This window comes from Polynucleobacter alcilacus (assembly GCF_018881545.1).
Lineage (GTDB): Bacteria > Pseudomonadota > Gammaproteobacteria > Burkholderiales > Burkholderiaceae > Polynucleobacter > Polynucleobacter alcilacus.
This window is the reverse complement of sequence record NZ_JACVQD010000001.1, coordinates 1053181-1070508: the sequence shown is the minus strand read 5'-3', so window position 1 is coordinate 1070508 and position 17328 is coordinate 1053181. Positions and strand designations below refer to the sequence as shown.

19 protein-coding genes are annotated in these 17328 nt (G+C 45.1%); 6 read left to right on the top strand and 13 right to left on the bottom strand.

The features are described from left to right. Window positions 1-17: 17 nt before the first annotated feature. Genes glyQ through ICN45_RS05415 form a run of 6 tightly spaced genes read right to left on the bottom strand, consistent with a single transcriptional unit; the run spans window position 18 to window position 6529 of the window. On the bottom strand, window positions 18-902 hold the full coding sequence (glyQ, locus tag ICN45_RS05440; protein ID WP_216174168.1) for a glycine--tRNA ligase subunit alpha: 885 nt from the start codon (window positions 900-902) through the stop codon (window positions 18-20). A 59-nt stretch (window positions 903-961) separates the two neighbouring features. Then, window positions 962-2497 carry an apolipoprotein N-acyltransferase gene (gene lnt, locus ICN45_RS05435; RefSeq protein ID WP_255531101.1) on the bottom strand — a complete coding sequence of 512 codons (1536 nt, stop codon included), beginning with the start codon at window positions 2495-2497 and terminating at the stop codon, window positions 962-964. An 8-nt stretch (window positions 2498-2505) separates the two neighbouring features. Next, window positions 2506-3345, bottom strand: a complete 840-nt coding sequence (locus ICN45_RS05430; protein ID WP_216174165.1) for a CorC family transporter — start codon at window positions 3343-3345, stop codon at window positions 2506-2508. A 57-nt stretch (window positions 3346-3402) separates the two neighbouring features. Next, the gene (gene ybeY / locus ICN45_RS05425) at window positions 3403-3882 is read right to left on the bottom strand and encodes an rRNA maturation RNase YbeY (protein ID WP_216174162.1); all 480 of its coding nucleotides are present in this window, start codon (window positions 3880-3882) and stop codon (window positions 3403-3405) included. After that, window positions 3872-5218 carry a tRNA (N6-isopentenyl adenosine(37)-C2)-methylthiotransferase MiaB gene (gene miaB / locus ICN45_RS05420; protein WP_216174159.1) on the bottom strand — a complete coding sequence of 449 codons (1347 nt, stop codon included), beginning with the start codon at window positions 5216-5218 and terminating at the stop codon, window positions 3872-3874. Before miaB ends, ybeY begins: the two co-directional genes overlap by 11 nt. Before the next feature lie 48 nt (window positions 5219-5266). Further along, complete coding sequence (locus ICN45_RS05415; protein WP_216174156.1) at window positions 5267-6529, bottom strand: putative Na+/H+ antiporter; 1263 nt, start codon at window positions 6527-6529, stop codon at window positions 5267-5269. 59 nt (window positions 6530-6588) lie between these two features. Between ICN45_RS05415 and ICN45_RS05410 the strand changes: the two genes are divergently transcribed. Further along, on the top strand, window positions 6589-6999 hold the full coding sequence (locus tag ICN45_RS05410) for a rhodanese-like domain-containing protein (protein ID WP_216174153.1): 411 nt from the start codon (window positions 6589-6591) through the stop codon (window positions 6997-6999). 42 nt (window positions 7000-7041) lie between these two features. Continuing rightward, window positions 7042-7431, top strand: coding sequence for an OsmC family protein (locus tag ICN45_RS05405; protein ID WP_216174151.1), 390 nt, complete (start codon window positions 7042-7044; stop codon window positions 7429-7431). Between the two features lie 48 nt (window positions 7432-7479). Here ICN45_RS05405 and ICN45_RS05400 read toward each other — a convergent pair whose 3' ends face one another. Together ICN45_RS05400 and ICN45_RS05395 are read right to left on the bottom strand one after the other, a co-directional pair. Then, on the bottom strand, window positions 7480-7767 hold the full coding sequence (locus tag ICN45_RS05400; protein WP_216174148.1) for a YMGG-like glycine zipper-containing protein: 288 nt from the start codon (window positions 7765-7767) through the stop codon (window positions 7480-7482). 47 nt (window positions 7768-7814) lie between these two features. After that, window positions 7815-8177 carry a Rap1a/Tai family immunity protein gene (locus ICN45_RS05395; RefSeq protein ID WP_216174145.1) on the bottom strand — a complete coding sequence of 121 codons (363 nt, stop codon included), beginning with the start codon at window positions 8175-8177 and terminating at the stop codon, window positions 7815-7817. A gap of 135 nt (window positions 8178-8312) precedes the next feature. On the opposite strand from ICN45_RS05395, the gene ICN45_RS05390 reads away from it, so the two are divergent. Genes ICN45_RS05390 through ICN45_RS05380 form a run of 3 tightly spaced genes read left to right on the top strand, consistent with a single transcriptional unit; the run spans window position 8313 to window position 11029 of the window. Beyond that, window positions 8313-9515: an ammonium transporter gene (locus ICN45_RS05390; protein ID WP_216174142.1), complete on the top strand. Its 1203-nt coding sequence runs from the start codon at window positions 8313-8315 to the stop codon at window positions 9513-9515. 56 nt (window positions 9516-9571) lie between these two features. Then, window positions 9572-10096 carry a gamma carbonic anhydrase family protein gene (locus tag ICN45_RS05385; RefSeq protein WP_216174139.1) on the top strand — a complete coding sequence of 175 codons (525 nt, stop codon included), beginning with the start codon at window positions 9572-9574 and terminating at the stop codon, window positions 10094-10096. 3 nt (window positions 10097-10099) lie between these two features. Beyond that, on the top strand, window positions 10100-11029 hold the full coding sequence (locus ICN45_RS05380) for an AEC family transporter (protein ID WP_216174136.1): 930 nt from the start codon (window positions 10100-10102) through the stop codon (window positions 11027-11029). Here ICN45_RS05380 and maiA read toward each other — a convergent pair. Further along, window positions 11000-11680, bottom strand: coding sequence for a maleylacetoacetate isomerase (gene maiA / locus ICN45_RS05375; RefSeq protein ID WP_216174133.1), 681 nt, complete (start codon window positions 11678-11680; stop codon window positions 11000-11002). The genes ICN45_RS05380 and maiA overlap by 30 nt on opposite strands. An 88-nt stretch (window positions 11681-11768) precedes the next feature. Here maiA and ICN45_RS05370 point away from each other — a divergent pair, with 88 nt between their 5' ends. After that, the gene (locus ICN45_RS05370; protein WP_216174130.1) at window positions 11769-12398 is read left to right on the top strand and encodes a trimeric intracellular cation channel family protein; all 630 of its coding nucleotides are present in this window, start codon (window positions 11769-11771) and stop codon (window positions 12396-12398) included. Here ICN45_RS05370 and ICN45_RS05365 read toward each other — a convergent pair. Genes ICN45_RS05365 through ICN45_RS05350 form a run of 4 tightly spaced genes read right to left on the bottom strand, consistent with a single transcriptional unit; the run spans window position 12385 to window position 17113 of the window. Further along, window positions 12385-13983 (bottom strand): gamma-glutamyltransferase family protein, encoded by a 1599-nt coding sequence (locus ICN45_RS05365; RefSeq protein WP_216174129.1) that lies wholly within the window; start codon window positions 13981-13983, stop codon window positions 12385-12387. The genes ICN45_RS05370 and ICN45_RS05365 overlap by 14 nt on opposite strands. Before the next feature lie 39 nt (window positions 13984-14022). Next, window positions 14023-15468 carry a TRAP transporter large permease gene (locus ICN45_RS05360; protein WP_216174126.1) on the bottom strand — a complete coding sequence of 482 codons (1446 nt, stop codon included), beginning with the start codon at window positions 15466-15468 and terminating at the stop codon, window positions 14023-14025. Next, a complete protein-coding gene (locus ICN45_RS05355) occupies window positions 15465-16007 on the bottom strand; it encodes a TRAP transporter small permease subunit (protein WP_216174123.1) in 543 nt (180 codons plus the stop codon). The genes ICN45_RS05360 and ICN45_RS05355 overlap by 4 nt, the downstream gene beginning before the upstream one ends. 20 nt (window positions 16008-16027) lie before the next feature. Beyond that, window positions 16028-17113: a TRAP transporter substrate-binding protein gene (locus ICN45_RS05350; protein WP_216174120.1), complete on the bottom strand. Its 1086-nt coding sequence runs from the start codon at window positions 17111-17113 to the stop codon at window positions 16028-16030. Window positions 17114-17328: the final 215 nt, after the last annotated feature.

Here is a 17328-nt window from a genome sequence, read left to right as displayed (position 1 = left end):
GTTCTCGATATCGAAGCTTAGTCTTTGGCTTGACGTTGGCACATGGGGAAGCCTAGCTTCTCACGGGATTCAAAATAGGCTTGAGCTACTGCGCGAGAAAGATTGCGGATGCGACCAATGTAGGCTGCTCGCTCTGTTACCGAGATAGCGCCACGCGCATCAAGTAAATTAAAGGTATGCGCTGCTTTCAGTACCATTTCATAGGCCGGTAGAGCAAGCGGAACTTCCATGAGGCGTTTAGCTTCACTCTCGTAATTTGCAAAGTTTGTAAATAGTAAATCCGTATTGGAGTGTTCAAAGTTGTAGCAAGATTGCTCTACTTCGTTCTGGTGATACACATCGCCATAGGAAATCCCATCAGCCCAAACTAAGTCATAAACGTTTGAGCAATTTTGGATATACATTGCCAAGCGCTCAATACCGTAAGTAATCTCACCAAGTACTGGTTTGCAATCTAAGCCGCCCACTTGCTGAAAGTACGTGAACTGAGTAACTTCCATGCCGTTTAACCACACTTCCCAACCTAAGCCCCAGGCACCCAAGGTCGGGTTCTCCCAATCATCCTCCACAAAACGCACATCGTTTTCTTTCAGATCAAGACCTAATGCAGTAAGAGAGCCAAGATAGAGGTCAAGAATATTTTCTGGGGCAGGCTTAAGCACCACTTGATATTGATAGTAGTGTTGTAAGCGGTTTGGGTTTTCACCATAACGACCATCTTTCGGTCTGCGGGATGGCTGAACATATGCTGCTTTCCAAGGCTCTGGCCCGATGGCTCGCAAGAAGGTGGCGGTATGGGAAGTCCCAGCGCCAACCTCAAGGTCGATGGGCTGCAATAGGGCGCAACCTTGTTGGTCCCAGTACTCTTGAAGTTTTAGAATGATTTGCTGAAAAGTAAGCATGATTAACCTGGCTAAGCCATTGATTTTACATGGCTAGAGGCATTAAGAAGCAAAAATGACTAAAAACGTCGCTGACGAATGATGCCCCAGATCAGTAAGAGGCAAGAAATGCTCAAAATTGGGAAATTACCCCAAATCACATAAGGTGTTTTTCCTGAGTAGCCTTGTACTTTAGCGCTCAGAGTTGCCTGAGTAAATTCGGGAAGCGATGCAAGAACTTTACCGTTCGGCCCCAAGACTGCAGTGATACCGGTGTTGGTGGCACGTAAGGCAGGAAGGCCGGTCTCTAGAGAGCGTAGTTGAGAAAGTCTCAACTGTTGAGCGGGGGCTTGTGACTTTCCAAACCACGCTAGGTTGGTGAGATTAATTAATAAGTTCGTAGGTTCAGCGTTATTGCGAATTCGACTAGCAAGTTCACCACCAAAAACATCTTCGTAACAGATGGTGATAGCGGCATATAGCGGATCTTGGTTTTTCCGACGAATCATGAGGTTGGCTTGCTCAGCACCACCTCTCGCGAAATCACTCAATGGCACGCTAAAGGCATTTACAAACCAATGGAATCCTGGCGGAATAAATTCTCCAAAGGGTACGAGATGATTTTTATCATAGCGATAAGGGTCTGCAGAGGGTAATAGTCCTAAGGCGCGATTCGAAAATTCTCTTCCCGAAGGAGAGCTTGGGTCTCGCCCAATTACCCCAAAAAGTAAGTTGCTATTGGTGTCATTGGAAAAATGCTGCAGGCTTTCTAAGAGCCCAATTGGTAAATCATTTTCAGGCCAGGAAAACGCCGTCTCTGGCGCAATAATCAGTTCAGCATCGGATTGGGTCATGGTAGTGCTGTAAAACTGAATCTGTCTCAACACCCCCTCCGGCCGAAAAATCATGCTTTGAGGGAAATTGCCTTGAATTAATTCGACAGTAAGAGGCTCTCCAATTGGCTTTGTAAAACTCCAAAGGCTTGCAAGAAAAGTAATGAATGCAACTAATAATAAAGTTGAGGCATAGTGCAGAAAATGCTGCTTCAGCTGTAGGATTTGCCAAGAGGTATACACAGCTAGAAAAGTGCAAGCTAAGCCCCCTAAATAAGGAGCAATGGAAGCAAATGGGCCGTTCACTTGGGACTCAGCAAAGCCCATCCATGGAAAGCCTGTAAATAATTCCCCTCTGAGGTATTCGCTAACAACCCAGATTGATGCCAACAGTAAGCCAGATAGGTAAGAGGTTTTAAAAAGCCGAATAGAGAGGCATGCGACTGAAAAATAGAGGGCAACGTAGGAAGACAATAAAAAAACCGCCATGCAGGAGAGCAAGGGATTCATGCCGCCCACATCATGCAAGCTAATGTAAAGCCACCATAAGCCTACTACAAAGTACCCTAGGCCAAATACGAGGCCCAATAAGAAATATTTTTTTAGGGTGATAGTTCCAAGAGTACTAAGGCGCCACCAGACCAAACTTAATAAGGGAATCTGAACCCAGCCACCAAAGGGAAGTTCAGCTGCAAGGGCAATTAGGATGCCCAATATAAACAGCATTAAGAAAACTAGCGCATGGTTGCTTAGGAGTTTCTTGCTGGAATGCGAATCGAGCAAAGCAAATCTCAGCTAATGGTTTTTGGAATTTGACGTGCTAGCAAAATATGAATTTGCCGTGGGTCCGCGCGCAGCACTTCAAATTCAATGTCATCAATTTTAATCAGCTCGCCAATTTTTGGAACTCGGCCTAAATGTTGAATCACCAGGCCAGCTACTGTCTCAATATCATCAACTGCAAATTGAGTGCCAAGAGTTTCATTGAATTGCTCAAGTTCGGTAATGCCCTTGACACGAATATCGCCATTATCTAAAGAAAGGATGTTGTCAGCCTCTTCATCAACATCATGCTCATCTTCAATGTCACCAACGATTTGCTCGAGCACATCTTCAATCGTAATAATGCCTGCTACACCGCTATATTCATCGACCACAATGGCTAAGTGATTGCGATTATCTTTAAAGTCTCGCAGTAAAACACTTAAGCGCTTTGATTCTGGAATAAATACCGCTGGACGTAACCAATCGCGAACTTGAAAATCTTTCTCGGTAGCATGTCTCAGTAAGTCTTTAGCTAATAAGATGCCAATAACGTTATCTTTATTACCCTCGAATACTGGAAAGCGGGAGTGAGCTGCTTCGATCACGCTTTTAATGACTTCTGCCAAAGGTTGATTGATATCAATCCAATCAATTTGGGCACGTGGCACCAAGATATCTCGTGCAGAAAGCTGCCCTACTTGAAATACACCCTCAATCATCGAAAGGGCATCTGCGTCAATAAAGCCTTCAGATTGGGCTTCACGCAGGGTTGCAATTAATTCTAGGCGACGTTCATTGGGGCTAGATGGCTGTGGCGTTAAAAAATCAGCCAGGCGCTCTAAAAGGGATTTATTGGGGTCAGGCATATGGCAAGAATAGCGTAGAAATGAGTCAGATTAATAATTGAAGCCTAGGCAGCGTCATTATTGAGCTAAATAAGGGTTGGTAAATCCCAGTTTTTTCAAAATTTTGACTTCTAGGGCTTCCATTCTTTCCGCATCTTTTTTGTTTTCGTGATCATAAGCTTGCGCATGTAGGCAGCCGTGAATCACTAAATGGGCTAAATGGTCCTGAAGGGGTTTGGCTTGCTCTTTTGCTTCCTTCAGCATGACTGGCAAGCAAAAAACAATATCGGCCACCAAAGTATTCTTTGAGTATTCATAAGGAAATGTCAGAACGTTTGTTGCGTACTCTTTTTTTCCAAAAGCCAGATTTAATTTTTTACCCTCTGCCGCATTAACAAAACGAAGTGTTAGTAATCCACCGCAATGAATTACAGATTTGACCCATTTTTTGATCAATGTAGCTGAGGCAACAGCATTCAGAGCAGCCTCAATACTTGGGCTTGCATACTGAAGATCAATTTTCAGTAGGGGTTTGTTTGGGCTTAATTTAGATGGCATGGGCTTCTACCAATTCGCCGCGCAAGGTGAATTTAAGAACCTCAGTGATTCTAATATCAACCATCTGCCCAATCATTGATTCAATATCTTGATCGGGCGCCGTGAAATGAACAACGCGATTGTTTTCGGCCCTACCTTGTAGCTTGATGCCATCTTTAGCGAGGCCTTCAATGAGGACGCGTTCTGTATGGCCCAACATTTTTTGACTAATCTGACTCGATTGCCCGTCAATAAGATCTAATAAAATGTGTAGTCGCTTCAACTTAACTTCATATGGAGTGTCATCACTGAGGTTGGCTGCAGGAGTACCTGGGCGAGGGCTAAAGATAAAGCAAAAACTATTATCAAAATCTAAATCTTGAACCATTTTCAAGAGCTTTTCAAAGTCTGCCTCAGTCTCTCCGGGAAAGCCCACAATGAAATCGCTTGATAAGGTGAGGTTAGGCCGAACAGTACGCATTTTGCGGATGATGCTTTTATATTCCAATGCGGTGTAACCTCGTTTCATAGCCGATAGTATTGAGTCGGAACCATGCTGCACAGGGAGATGCAAATGACTGACTAGTTTAGGAACTTTGGCATAGACATCAATGAGGCGCTGGGTAAATTCTTTTGGGTGGCTTGTTGTAAAGCGGATGCGTTCAACCCCAGGAATGTCGGCAATGTATTCAATCAACAAAGCAAAGTCAGCAATTTCCTCTGTATCACCCATCTTGCCAAGATAGGCATTGACATTTTGACCTAGCAACACAATTTCTTTGACGCCTTTGCTCGCTAGACCAGCTACCTCAGTAAGCACATCATCAAAAGGTCTGGAAACTTCCTCACCTCGGGTATAGGGAACTACGCAGTAACTACAGTATTTAGAGCAGCCTTCCATAATGGAAACATAAGCTGAGCCGCGAGTCTGGCGCGATGCAGGCAGGTGATCAAACTTTTCAATTTCTGGGAAAGAAATATCTACCTGAGGAATGCCCGTATTGCGTCTTTGGGCAATCAAGTCGGATAGGCGGTGTAATGTTTGTGGACCAAAGACCACATCTACATAAGGAGCGCGACTCACTATTTGTTGACCTTCTTGACTGGCAACACAGCCACCAACACCAATTAATAGATTTGGCTTCAATTTTTTGAGTTCACGTAATCGCCCTAAATCGGAGAACACTTTATCTTCGGCTTTTTCACGAATCGAGCAAGTATTGAGAAGGACGACATCGGCGTCTTCCGGGCTATCTGTGATGATCATGCCATCATTAGCATGTAGGAGGTCGGCCATCTTGCCCGAGTCGTACTCGTTCATTTGACAGCCGAAGGTTTTGATATAGAGCTTTTTCATATGCCGTTCTCAGGTTTATAGCTGGGGGCGAAGCTCAGATTTTACTGTCTATAGGAGTCGATAAGCCAGAATTGTCACGAGTGTGGGCGGTAAGGCTGCTATGAGTAGATAGAGTGCCGATACTGCGCCTCCTGGAAAGTATTGACGCAAGATGGCAATACCTGCGGGATTGGGAGCATTGGCAATCACGGTAAGCCCTCCGCCAGCAACCGCGCCTCCCACTAAAGCGAGCTTGAACTCTAGTGAGGTACCTGTAACTAATGAGCCCAAATAGGTCAGGGCAGCATTATCGGTAAGTGCTGTCAAAGCTAGGCTGCCATAAAAGACTGCGGTAGGGCTCATTTTTGAGAGGATGGGTTGTAACCACCATCCTTGTAGTGCACCCAAGACTACCAATCCACCCAAGAAGAAACCTACCAACAATGCTTCTTTCAGAATCAGGGGGCTTTGATGTTTTGGGTAAGCGATTGTGTATCCAATAAAAAAAAGCAGGAGCCACATAAAAATAGGGGGGTCATGGGCAAATACCACTACTCCAAATAAAAACAACAAGTGCATCAAAATGACAAAAAATGGAATTTTGGCTGGCTTGTTATTACCGGTAGTATTAATGAGTTGCCCTTGGAATATCAGTGTTGCGCCTAATGCGTTTACAAAAATTGCAATACAGGATTCGATGCCAAAGTTGCTAAACATGAATGCTGAGCTCCAACCCCAAGTGGAGGCCACCATTAGAACGGGAGGAGCTGCAAAGTTGGTTAAGGTTCCACCAATAGAAATGTTGACGAACAGTACGCCAAGCGTTCCAAAGAGCAAGGCTTTAGAGCATTGGTGGCGATAAACCAGATCGCGTAATAAAAAGGCAGCCAAAGTCATTGCAGCGGGCTCGGTAATCAGTGAGCCTAATAATGGCGTAATGCTTAAAGTTAAAAAATAGAGGGCAGGAGTACTTTTAATGCGCAGTACAAACTGTAGTCCCTTGGCAAACAGATGCAAAAGTTCTGTAGAGATATAAAGAATGGGCTTACTGCCAGCCACAATCATGATGGCAAAAACAAATAAGGGTTCTGTGAAGTTTTGATTGTCCAGAAAGGTTTTTGCTGTCCCCAAATCATCCACTATGGTGATATAGATAAATAAGATCGCTGCCCAAAATCCAAAGACCACTTCAACCTCACCCAAAAGATGCCAGAGGCCTTCATGGGCAGGATATTTTTTGGCGAGTGCCTCAAAATAAGCAGTACAAAAAGTATGCAAAACTGCAATGGCAAAAATAATGCTCGCACCGAGTTCTATAGGGGTAAAGTTCATAGCAGAATGGTAGCAGGTGATTCAATACCTTGAGACATTGTTACTTTAGGAGTTTTTTGATGAAATTAAAGATGGGATATGCAGAGTTGATTGCGCATGCAATGGCTGAAATTGAAACGGTTCCATTACCTAAGGCTGAGCCCCTCTTGGATGATCCCAATGTTGTTTTTGTCGATATCCGGGATATCCGAGAATTAGAGCGTGAAGGGATGATCCCTAACGCCTTACATGCCCCACGGGGGATGCTGGAATTTTGGGTGGATCCAGATAGTCCTTATTACAAACCTATTTTTGGCGAGGGTAAGCGCTTGATTCTTTACTGTGCATCTGCCTGGCGCTCAGCCTTAGCAACCGAGACTTTGCAAAGAATGGGAGTGCCGAATATTTGCCATTTGGAAGGCGGGTTTAGTGCTTGGAAGAAGGCTGGATTACCTACTGCAGAGAAGATCAGTAAACCACATAACAATTAACTAATTTTTATGATTGATTGAATCAATCTACTTGGAGAAATGATGAGAAAAGTATTATCCCAGTTTGGTGAAGGTCTTTTACAGCAAAAACTCAGTACTGGTGATTTGCATTTTTTATCTGATGCATATACTGCTAATGGTGGGAATGGGACTGGGCCCACTCCCCATGAGTATCTTGGTGCTGCTTTGGCAGCCTGTACTAGCATGACACTCAAAATGTATTCTGCGCGCAAGTCGATTGCGCTAGAGAACGCGATTGTGACGGTGGATATTGAGCGTGTCGATGATGTTGAGAAATTCAGTCGCGCTATTGAGTTCATCGGTAATCTCAGTGCCGAAGAAAAAGAACGCCTGCTTGAAATTGCTAACAAGTGCCCGATTCATAAAGCGCTAGCTGGACAGATCCAAATAAAAACCCAGCTTGTAAATTAATATAAGCTGGGCGGAGTTGCATTACTACTTGAAGCTTGGCTAGTTTGCTTAGTTAGGTGGAGTAGCTGCTTTATTGTTTTTGCCAGCGTTATAGCCAGAGTTGTATTGAGAGGCTTGCTCTTTTTTGTAGGCATCATATGCGTAGCCTGATGCAGCTCCAACTGCTGCACCACCAACTGCACCCCAAATCGGATTGCCGTGGAAGATTGCAGTGCCAACGGCACCAGCTGCTGCGCCAATACCTGCGCCTGAAAGAGTGCGCTGTTCAGTGTTGCTCATGTTTGAGCAACCTACAATAGCTAAAGTTGCTACGGTAATCGCGATAATTTTTTTCATATCAGCTAATCCTTTAAATGTATTTTGAGTTGGCTAAGTTGTTTTGATTATTTTCTGGCGCAAGGAAATTTTGTTGCCAAGAAGCCCAAGAAGGTACCCGCTGCTGGTTTATCAGCAGTTTGTGGATTTTCACTAGTCCATTTAACAAAATCAGCAATCACTGCATCACGCTGAGGAGCGGGTTGCTTGATGCAAATAAAAGGCTTCGCACGTTGTGGATTGCGCGTTACCAAATAGGTATCGTAAATTGCAGTTGAATAACCAATGCAAAAGCTACGGGATTCTGGGCTTGCAGGAAGTTTGCAGGTAGTTGCTAGCTCTTGGGTGCTTAGTACTTTGACAGTTTCTTGGGCCTGAGCAAGGCTAGAAAATGCTGCAAGAGCAGCTAAAGCTACGAGGACTTTCTTCATGGGTTCTCCCTTGGGTATGTGTAATTCAATCATAAACTATAAATATTCTACAAAATGCACTATTTAGGTGCAGGTTGCACTTTATTGGGTTGGCTTATTCCCCATAATGAGGCAAAAAATAGGAGGGTAAATTTCATGGAAAACTTGAAATCAGGAAGTGATGCTTTATTTATTTTGCTGGGCGCCATCATGGTGCTTGCAATGCATGCAGGTTTTGCATTTCTAGAGCTGGGTACTGTGCGTAAGAAAAACCAAGTGAATGCCTTGGTCAAAATCTTAGTGGACTTTGCTGTGTCTACGATTGCCTATTTTTTTATTGGTTACAGCATTGCGTATGGCGTGAACTTTTTCTCAGGCGCTGAAATATTGGCCGAAAAGAATGGTTATGAGTTAGTGAAATTTTTCTTCTTATTAACTTTTGCTGCGGCGATTCCAGCTATTGTTTCGGGTGGCATTGCAGAGCGGGCTAAATTTAATCCCCAGTTGATTGCCACGTTTGTATTGGTGGGCTTTGTGTATCCCTTCTTTGAAGGCATTGCCTGGAATCAGCATTACGGCATTCAAGCATGGATCAAAGGACTCACTGGTGAAGAGTTCCATGACTTTGCTGGATCTATAGTGGTACATGCAGTAGGTGGGTGGATTGCTTTACCCGCTGTTATTTTGTTGGGAGCGCGCCGTGGCCGCTATACCAAGGAAGGTCAAGTCTCTGCGCATCCTCCATCTAGCATTCCGTTTCTGGCTTTAGGCGCTTGGATTTTGGCAGTAGGTTGGTTTGGATTTAACGTGATGAGCGCACAAACTATCGATAAGATCAGCGGCTTGGTTGCAATGAATTCCTTAATGGCGATGGTTGGTGGCACCTTGGCTGCATGGGTAGTTGGCCGCAACGATCCTGGCTTTACTTATAACGGGCCTTTAGCAGGTTTAGTAGCAGTTTGTGCGGGTTCTGATTTAATGCATCCCCTTGGCGCTTTGATTGTTGGTTTGGTGGCGGGCGGATTATTTGTATTCATGTTCACCTTGGTGCAAAACCGCTGGAAGATTGATGATGTTCTGGGTGTATGGCCATTGCATGGCCTATGTGGCCTCTGGGGCGGACTTGCAGCCGGCATCTTTGGAAGCAAGGCGCTCGGCGGAATTGGCGGCATTACTTTTACTGGGCAACTGATAGGAAGCGCCTTAGGTGTAGGGATTGCTCTGATTGGGGGCATAGTTGTATATGGTGCCTTAAAGCTATTTCTAGGTATTCGTATGTCACAAGAAGAAGAGTACGAGGGTGCCGATTTAAGTGTGCATCGCATTTCTTCTACTCCAGATCGTGAGCCAAACTGGTAGCTCATGATTGGTGCCTAGTCCTTTATGTATAGCCTGATTCAAACCTATAATGAGTCATGGCTATATTTGAACTAGACGGAAATGCCCCGCACTTAGCTGAGGGTGCTTGGGTTGCTGAGAGCGCTGAAGTAATCGGCAAAGTGGAGCTGCACAAGCATGCAAATGTTTGGCCGAAGGTAGTGATTCGTGGTGATAACGACCGGATTCAAATTGGTGAAGGTAGCAATGTTCAAGACGCTTCCGTTTTGCATACTGATCCAGGTTATGAACTCATTGTTGGCAAACATGTCACGGTAGGGCATCAAGTAATGCTTCACGGCTGTCATATCGGTGACGGTAGTTTGATTGGCATTGGTGCCATCATTTTGAATGGCGCCAAAATTGGTAAGCATTGCTTAGTAGGTGCGGGAGCGCTCGTCACTGAGGGCAAAGAGTTTCCAGATGGCTCTATGATTATCGGCTCACCGGCCAAGGCGGTGAAGACACTCACCGCTGAACAAATGACGGGCCTTGAAGAAATTGCCAAGCGATATGTCCAAAATGCGCAGCGTTATATCAAGATGCTTAAAAAGATTTCATAAGCCTTGCTCTACGTTTTCAATGTTGTCCTGCCGGTATTTCTTCTCATACTCATTGGGTATGCGTGTGGAAGAACGGGCAAGCTGGGGGTCAGTGCTTCTATAGAGCTGAATCGCTTTGTAGTTTGGCTAGCGCTACCAGCACAACTTTTTAACTTTGCGGCCAATAGTGGCTGGGAAACACTTTGGCAGCCAGGTTTTATTGCAGCTTTTTTAATTGGCTGTTTGTTGGTATTTGTCTTAGTCCTTTTTATAAGTTGGTATCGAGATAGAGATTTAGCAGCAGCCAGTTTTAATGGTTTAAGTGCTTCTTATTCGAACACTGGTTATATGGGCATCCCTTTGTGCGCTCTTGCACTGGGTCAAGATGGTTTAGCACCAGCCATTATTTCAACATTCCTCGTCTTTGTAATGTTTGCTTTAGCAACCATCCTGATTGAAATTGCCATTTTGTCGCATAAGAAATCGCATGAGATTGTCTTGAGTGTCATTAAGTCGCTTTGTAGTAATCCCTTATTAGTGGCCCCGATTGCTGGGCTTGTTTGGGCTACCACGGGTTTGCAGTTGTACGATCCACTCTCTCAAGTGATTGCATTCCTAGCTGCTGCCGCAACACCCTGCGCCTTGGTATCTATCGGTTTATTTTTGATGCGAAAAAGTGAAGCCGCTTCTCATCAAGCCTGGGGAATTAGTTTTGCAAAACTCATCATTCAGCCCTTGATTGCTTGGGTAATCGCCGGCCCCATATTGGAATTACCCAGTTTATGGCTAAATGCAATAGTCATCTTAAGTGCCTTACCAACCGGCACAGGACCATTTATGTTGGCTCAATATTACAAAGCCGATGGCAGCGTGATCTCACGGGTAGTATTAATCACCACCATGGGTTCTTTGATCACGCTCTCATTATTTCTGTGGAGTAGCAACGGGGTTTAGCCCCTCAGCATCGATTTGTTTTTCCCAAGAGGCATCGATAAAGGCGGGTAACCTCATGCACTCATCAAAAATTTTCATGAGGCTAGGGTAGGGGCTGACATCAACTTTGCTACTCAGAGCGTTAAAGATTTGTGGCACCAAGCAAATATCTACTAGGCCAGGTTGATCGCCATAAACAAAGCGACCAACTCGGACATCAATACTTAAGCGCTTTTCTAAACTCGCTAGACCAGACTTAATCCAATGCTGATACCAGACATCCTTTACTTCACCACTAATCCCAAGTTGCTTTACTAAGTAACGCAATACCCGTAGATTATTGATGGGATGGATATCACTAGTGATATCCATTGCGAGTGCGCGTACCCAAGCACGATCAATCGCAGATGTAGGTAGCAGCGGTGGTTTAGTTTGAATCTCATTGAGATATTCGATGATGGCGATGGACTGGTGAATAGTATTTTTACCATCGTCAAATAAAGGTACTAGTTGATTCGGATTCTGTTTGGAATACGCATCGGCCAGTTGTTCACCGCCATTTTTGCTTAAATGAACGGGGATGACTTCATAGCTCATGCCCTTGAGGTTAAGCGCAATACGGACACGAAAGGCAGCAGAGCTGCGCCAGTAGCTATAGAGCTTGGGTTTCATATAAGAACTTTCTTTGAACTCATATTGAACAGTATATTGATGAAGCAAAAGTGGGAGAAGGGCTTTTCAATTGCTTTAGACTGAGGTCATGGAAAATATTCATTTCTGGATTGGCGTGATTGCAACAATAGCCTTTGCAGTTACTGGGGTGCTGGCGATTGCTGACCGCGGCGTAGACCTTTTTGGTGTTCTGGTTCTTGGGGTAATTACAGCCATTGGCGGAGGAACTATTCGCGACATGATTTTGGGGACCCCCGTTTTTTGGTCTGAAAATCAAATATATGTCTGGCTGGCGTTAGGCGCAAGTGTGTTGACATTCGTTGCTGAATCTTTTTTTACACAACCCCAGATATATCGTTGGATGTTATACATCGATGGTTTTGGAGCCGCCTTATTTGGTATTCAAGGTGCCAATAAGGCATGGAGTATGGATTTTGGTTTGCCCGTTGCACCAGTGATCTTGGGAGTCATTACTGCTATCGGTGGCGGTTTAATACGGGATATATTGGCCGGCAGAAAAACCCTCATTATGTCCCACGAGCTTTACGCGATTCCAGTAACGCTGGGATGTTGTGCATATGTCTTGGTCCTGAATTTTCTTCCGCAATATGCCATAGAGGGATCTGTAGTTTGCATGCTGGGGATCTTTGGTTTACGCGCAGCCGCCATTCATTGGGATTTGCGCGTACCCAACATGTTCATAACTAAAACGCGCTAACTGCTCCATCGCTCCGGGGATCCCAGCCACCACGCAAGGTGCCTGAAGGGTCGCGAATGATACAGCCAGCATGACCTACAGTTTCATCAAATGCATCGAGCATCTCAATCTCATGGCCTAGAGCATGTAATTCTTTTGCAACCCAAGGGCTAAAGCGCGATTCTAGTTTTAAACTGTCGCTGGTTTGACCCCAAGTGCGCCCGAGCAACCAACGCGGACGACTGATTGCATCTTGCGGATCAAGACCATACGTAGCAGTGCGGGTAAAGACAGCACATTGTGTTTGAGGTTGACCATCGCCACCCATGGTGCCGTAAACCATAGAGCGCCCATCTTTGAATAAAGCCATTGCAGGGTTAAGTGTGTGAAAAGGTTTGCGATAGGGCTCAAGGTGGTTAAGTGTTTTAGGGTCTAGAGAGAAGCTGCAACCACGGTTTTGCCAATTGACACCCGACGTAGGTAGAACAATGCCAGCACCAAATTCGTGATAAATACTTTGAATAAAAGAGACACAGTTGCCGTCACCATCAATCACACCCATCCAAATTGTATCTGCTGGACCTTTGCCTTGACCCCAAGGTAAAGCTTTATTGGGATCGATATTCTTGGCCAATTTTTTCAAAAACGCAGGAGACAAAAAGGATTGCGCATTTTTTGTCATGTAAGCAGGATCAGTCACAAACTGATCGCGAATCTTAAATGCTTGCTTAGTAGCTTCTACGCAGTGATGAACATACTCTGCGCTGTCGACCTTAAAGCGCTTTAAGTTCAGTTGATCTAAGATGCCAATGATCATTAATGACACCACCCCTTGGGTAGGCGGCACCATGTTGTATACATTACCTTGACTATGTTTGAGTTCAAGAGGATTGATCAGTTTTGCATGGTGACGATGTAGATCGCCTAAACGTAATGGACTCCCAATATCGGTAAGTTCATTTGCCAATAAATCAGCAAGATCGCCACGGTAATAATCTTCGGTTCCTTTTGTGGCAATTTGCCGCAAGGTTCTTGCAAGACGACCTTGTTTGAAGATGCTCCCAACTGCGGGGGCTTTGCCATTGACCAAGAAGGTCTTAGAAAATCCCGGAATAGGGCTCAGCTCTTCGCGTTTCTTTGCGGTCAAACTCGATTGGCTGTACGTTACTGGAATACCTGTTTCTGCATAGTAGATCGCATCTGCCAAGAGGCGAGATAAGGGAATCTTGCCACCCAGACCTTGCTGAGAAAGCGTGTGTGCAGCACCCCAGCCAGAGATGGTGCCTGCGACAGTATTTGCCGCAACCGCCCCACGAAACGGAATTGCCTTAGTAATACCGCGCTCCGCATACCATTTCTTGGTAGCGAGACCAGCCGCTGCTCCGCAAGCATCAATACCACCCATCGCTTTATTTGGAGCATGAATAACCCAAAAAGAGTCGCCACCGATGGAGTTCATGTGGGGGTAAACGACAGCAATAGTTGCTGCTGCAGCCACCATTGCCTCTAAGGCGTTACCACCTTCCCTCAGAACTGCTAAAGCCGATTCAGATGCAAGGGAATGCGGCGCAACCGCCATCCCCCGAATACCCCACTTTGCTTGCATTGCAAAACCCCTCTATTTTTTTTGGCTTACTTTTTTGTTTTATTTATTTTCTCGTAATTGACGCTCGATCTCTGAGCTAGAGTCTACAGCGATCTCATTTTGCTCAACACCAGCCAGCGGATCAATAGAGGGTCCATTGGTGTCAAAGACAGCAGCAGGTTGATCAACAAAGTAGGTAACCGTTTCTGGAATGAAGATGATAATTGCCACCAAAATCAGTTGTAGACCGACCCAGGGCAAGGCTCCATAGTAAATATCCGAGCTTTTGACGGATTTTGGCGCAACCCCTCGCAAGTAGAACAAAGCAAATCCAAATGGCGGGTGCATAAAGGAGGTTTGCATATTGGCGCCAAGAAGTACGCCAAACCAAATCAAATCAATTCCCAATTTTTGTGCGACGGGGGCTAGCAGTGGAATGATGATAAAGGCAATCTCAAAGTAATCTAAGAAGAAGGCTAAGAAGAAGACAAATAAGTTCACCACAATCAAGAAGCCGATTTGCCCGCCCGGCAGACCGGTTAAGAGTTGTTCAATCCAAAGGTCGCCATCAACGCCACGGAAGGCTAAGCCAAAAACAGTTGAGCCAATCAGAATGAAGATCACCATGGCGTTGATGCGCATAGTTGAGGTCATTGCATCCCAAACCAAAGTCTTTTGTAAGCGCTTGTTCATGGCGGCGAGAACTAATGCACCTACTGAACCCATGGCGCCGCCTTCAGTTGGTGTCGCGAGACCCATCAAGATAGTTCCAAGCACTAAGAAGATGAGGGCAATAGAAGGAACAATACCCCATAGAATTTTCTTGAAGAGCTTCCAGTCTATTTTTGGACGGGCTTCTGGTGGAAGTGCAGGGACGTCTTGAGGTCTAAAAATAGATAAGAAGAAAATAAATAAACAGAACAGCACGATCTGAATGATGGAAGGCCCAATGGCTCCCGCATACATATCGCCAACAGACTTACCTAACTGGTCAGCCAATACAATTAATACCAGTGATGGTGGAATCAGTTGAGTAATTGTTCCTGACGCGGCAATCACACCAGTTGCTACACGCGGGTTATAGCCGTAGCGCAGCATGATTGGTAGGGAGATCAAGCCCATCGCAATTACTGAAGCTGCTACGGTGCCAGTAATGGCTCCCAGAATCGCACCAACAATAATCACTGCGTAGGCTAAGCCGCCACGGATTGGGCCAAACAGCTGACCCAAACCTTCGAGCATGTCTTCTGCTAGCCCGCACTTCTCCAGAATTGCGCCCATGAATGTAAAGAATGGAATGGATAGCAATAAGTCATTTGAGAGAATGCCAAAGACGCGGTCAGGTAGCGCTTGCAAGAAGGTGGGCTGAAACATACCCATCTCGATGCCGATGAAGGAAAAGAATAGGCCAACAGCACCAAGAGAAAATGCGGCCGGATAGCCTATTAATAAAAATACAATCAGACCCCCAAACATGATGGGGGCCATTAAATCTTGGCTAATCATTGTAGGGGTCTTTCGTACTTAGGATCGATTTGAATCATGCCAATAAGGGCTGCATAGCGCTTGATGATTTCGGAGATGCCTTGGAGTGTTAATAAGAAAAAGCCCAAAGTAATAATGCCGCGTACTGGCCAGCGAATCAGGCCACCTGGGTTACTCGAGGTTTCACTTTGTATTACAGAAGTAATAAAAAATTCCCAGGAGTAATAACCAATAATGGTGGTCATTGGAAGAAAGAAAACAATTCCACCCCAAAAGTCTAGCCAGAGGCGAACACGATTGGGATACATTGCATACAGTACATCGACGCGCACATGTTCATTGAGGCGAAAAGTAGTGGCAGCTCCAAACATCACCATACCGGCAAACAAATACCACTGCGCTTCTAGCCAACCGTTAGAGCTTACGTTAAAGCCGTACCGAATCAGCGCATTTCCTGTGCTAACCAGTACGGCTATCAATACCATCCAACTCGCTAATACACCAAAACGGTCATTTAAGCGATCAACAAAACTTGCAAAAACTAAAAATTGTTTTGGCATATCAGATTCTCAGTAAGGTTCTATTTGACCGGGTTAGTCAACATGAAGCTCATGAGAGTTTGCTCTGCGACTTTATTCCACAACATTTGATCGTTACGGAATTTTTTCCATGGTTCGTAAATCTTCTTGAATGATGGATTCTTGGCAGCCTCTTCTTCATACATGTCGAAGGCTGCATTTGACGCTGCTTTCATAATGTCTGTTGAATAGGACTGCAACTTGACACCATTCTTAATCAGGCTTTGTAGGGCGATTGGGTTTTTGTAATCGTACTCAGCCATCATGTCAATATTGCATTCAGCACAGGCTGAGATCAATGCTTCTTGATATTGCTTAGGAAGCTTTTCCCATTCTTTAATGTTGACGTACATGGAGTACATGGAGCAGGCTTCCCACCATCCTGGATAGTAGTAGTAGGGCGCAACTTTGTAGAAGCCGAGTTTCTCATCATCGTAAGGGCCGACCCACTCTGCCGCGTCAATCACCCCTTTTTCAAGAGCAGGGTAAATATCACCGCCAGCAATTTGCTGTGGGATAGCGCCCAAGCGAGACATCACTTCACCGCCAAGTCCGGCAATACGCATCTTGAGGCCCTTGAGATCTGCAACGGTCTTCACTGGTTTTTTAAACCAGCCACCCATTTGCGTTCCGGTGTTGCCTGCTGGGAATGAAATAATGTTGTAGTCACGCAAGAACTCCCGTTGGAGTTTCAAACCACCACCCCAATACATCCAAGCATTTTGCTGGCGCTGATTCATACCAAATGGAACGGTAGTATCAAAAGCAAACGTTTTGTTTTTACCAACAAAATAATATCCGGCAGTATGGGTGCACTCTACCGTTCCTTGTTGCACTGCATCAACAGTACCAAAGGCCGGCACAATTTCGCCTGCACCAAAGGTGCGGATCTGAAATTTCCCATCCGTTAAAGCCGCAACCCGTTTGGAGATGAACTCGCCACCACCATAAATAGTGTCTAAGCTTTTTGGAAAGCTAGAGGCACAGCGCCATTTCACTTCTGGCATTGATTGGGCAATCGCTGGCGCAGCCAGTACGCCTGCAGCAGCTCCAAGTGCGGTCTTACCTAAAAAGTCACGTCTTTTCATTTGCCTTGCTCCTTGTTTAATATTTATTAGGGGGCATTTTTAGTAATGCCTTTTTATTAACTTCTCAAACCATTAAAGCGCAGTGCGTAAGAGCTACTTTCTGTAGTGTGCACTTGTAATTAGGGATATGCACCTAGCTTGGGCGTACTGCTTCTAACTGGTGCAAATCCTGAATATCATCATGACTGAAGTGCGCTGCATCAATACCCACTTCT

Bases quoted from the DNA above. Each gene is read 5' to 3' on its own strand.
- ICN45_RS05400 (WP_216174148.1), bottom strand. From the start codon at position 7,767: ATGAAAAAAATTATCGCGATTACCGTAGCAACTTTAGCTATTGTAGGT.
- ICN45_RS05410 (WP_216174153.1), top strand. From the start codon at position 6,589: ATGAAATTAAAGATGGGATATGCAGAGTTGATTGCGCATGCAATGGCT.
- ICN45_RS05370 (WP_216174130.1), top strand. From the start codon at position 11,769: ATGGAAAATATTCATTTCTGGATTGGCGTGATTGCAACAATAGCCTTT.
- ICN45_RS05395 (WP_216174145.1), bottom strand. From the start codon at position 8,177: ATGAAGAAAGTCCTCGTAGCTTTAGCTGCTCTTGCAGCATTTTCTAGC.
- ICN45_RS05415 (WP_216174156.1), bottom strand. From the start codon at position 6,529: ATGAACTTTACCCCTATAGAACTCGGTGCGAGCATTATTTTTGCCATT.
- ybeY (WP_216174162.1), bottom strand. From the start codon at position 3,882: ATGCCATCTAAATTAAGCCCAAACAAACCCCTACTGAAAATTGATCTT.
- glyQ (WP_216174168.1), bottom strand. From the start codon at position 902: ATGCTTACTTTTCAGCAAATCATTCTAAAACTTCAAGAGTACTGGGAC.
- ICN45_RS05430 (WP_216174165.1), bottom strand. From the start codon at position 3,345: ATGCCTGACCCCAATAAATCCCTTTTAGAGCGCCTGGCTGATTTTTTA.
- ICN45_RS05355 (WP_216174123.1), bottom strand. From the start codon at position 16,007: ATGCCAAAACAATTTTTAGTTTTTGCAAGTTTTGTTGATCGCTTAAAT.
- maiA (WP_216174133.1), bottom strand. From the start codon at position 11,680: ATGAAACCCAAGCTCTATAGCTACTGGCGCAGCTCTGCTGCCTTTCGT.
- ICN45_RS05405 (WP_216174151.1), top strand. From the start codon at position 7,042: ATGAGAAAAGTATTATCCCAGTTTGGTGAAGGTCTTTTACAGCAAAAA.
- miaB (WP_216174159.1), bottom strand. From the start codon at position 5,218: ATGAAAAAGCTCTATATCAAAACCTTCGGCTGTCAAATGAACGAGTAC.
- ICN45_RS05390 (WP_216174142.1), top strand. From the start codon at position 8,313: ATGGAAAACTTGAAATCAGGAAGTGATGCTTTATTTATTTTGCTGGGC.
- ICN45_RS05385 (WP_216174139.1), top strand. From the start codon at position 9,572: ATGGCTATATTTGAACTAGACGGAAATGCCCCGCACTTAGCTGAGGGT.
- ICN45_RS05360 (WP_216174126.1), bottom strand. From the start codon at position 15,468: ATGATTAGCCAAGATTTAATGGCCCCCATCATGTTTGGGGGTCTGATT.
- ICN45_RS05365 (WP_216174129.1), bottom strand. From the start codon at position 13,983: ATGCAAGCAAAGTGGGGTATTCGGGGGATGGCGGTTGCGCCGCATTCC.
- ICN45_RS05350 (WP_216174120.1), bottom strand. From the start codon at position 17,113: ATGAAAAGACGTGACTTTTTAGGTAAGACCGCACTTGGAGCTGCTGCA.